At 37.7% G+C, this 1,160-nt stretch carries 2 protein-coding genes; both read left to right on the forward strand.

The genetic code is table 11. The features are described 5' to 3' along the window. The first annotated feature begins 114 nt into the window (after positions 1-114). Positions 115-315, forward strand: a complete 201-nt coding sequence (locus BM212_RS12365; protein ID WP_072693667.1) for a DUF308 domain-containing protein — start codon at positions 115-117, stop codon at positions 313-315. A gap of 85 nt (positions 316-400) precedes the next feature. Further along, positions 401-1,000 (forward strand): nitroreductase family protein, encoded by a 600-nt coding sequence (locus tag BM212_RS12370; protein WP_072693668.1) that lies wholly within the window; start codon positions 401-403, stop codon positions 998-1,000. Positions 1,001-1,160: the final 160 nt, after the last annotated feature.

The raw sequence follows: 1,160 nt of genomic DNA on the forward strand, positions 1-1,160 counted from the left end.
CAGTTGCTTGGTACGATAACGAATATGGTTTTGTTTCTAATTTGGTGCGTTTAACAGAATATGTTTCTCGATTAAATAAATAATTAAAAAATATGTATAAGGAGAAGATAAATCATGAGTAATACAACTGGGCAATGGTTAGGATGGATTGGAATTCTTGTAGGGATAATCGCTTTCTTTTGGCAACCGGTATGGATGGGAGTAGCTGCAGTCGTTCTAGGAATCATCGGGCTATTTTCCCCACAGAAAGGACTCAACTGGACAGCGATTATTATTGGGGCAATTGCGTTAGTCCTGCCACTTGGTGTGTTGTAAAATGTATTGATTTAAACTCTTTTTACCGATATACTTACTATAGGTAAGTAAGAGCTTATTATTTTTTTACAAGAGGAGAATTTTAATGACACAATTTACAGACTTAGTTAAGAAACGCCGTACGAGCTACGCAATTGGTAATAACACTGAACTATCAAACAAAGAAATTTCAGACCGTATTCGCGAAGTGGCAAGAGAAGTTCCTTCAGCAAGTAACAGCCAAACGACTCGTTTAGTTGTATTATTTGGTGAGGACAATGTTAAATTATGGGACCACATCTTAGACGTTCAAAAAAACGTTCTTGAAGGTGCCATGTGGGATATGTTTTCAGGCGTTATGGAAGGCGCTAAAGGCGGCGTGGGTACGGTTTTATTCTTCGAAGACCGTGATGCTGTTGAAGGCGCACTGGGCAAAAATGAACGTGCAGAAATTTACAAACAACACAACAACGCTAATACTCAGTACGCAATTTGGTTAGCATTAACTGAATTAGGTTTAGGCGGCAGCTTACAACATATGAACGTTGGTTTTGAACAAGGTTTCGACAAATCTGTTAGAGAAATGTTTGACTTACCAGCTTCATACGAAATGATTGCTCAAATGCCATTTGGTTCAATTGAAGGCGAAGCAAGCGATAAAGAATACATTGATGACAACGAACGAGTTCGTGTATTTGGTGAATAAATCAAGTTTATTCAATTACGGAGCACTTTAATATATTAAGATTAAAAGGGAGACACTCGAAAAACTGAACTGCTCCCTGTCAAGTAGACAGGTAAATAAACAAAATATTTGTGCCATGTATGATACTTTTCATCCATGGCTTTTTTTATGCCGGAATGCT

It is taken from the genome of Marinilactibacillus piezotolerans (genome assembly GCF_900114235.1).
Classification (GTDB): Bacteria; Bacillota; Bacilli; order Lactobacillales; family Carnobacteriaceae_A; genus Marinilactibacillus; species Marinilactibacillus piezotolerans.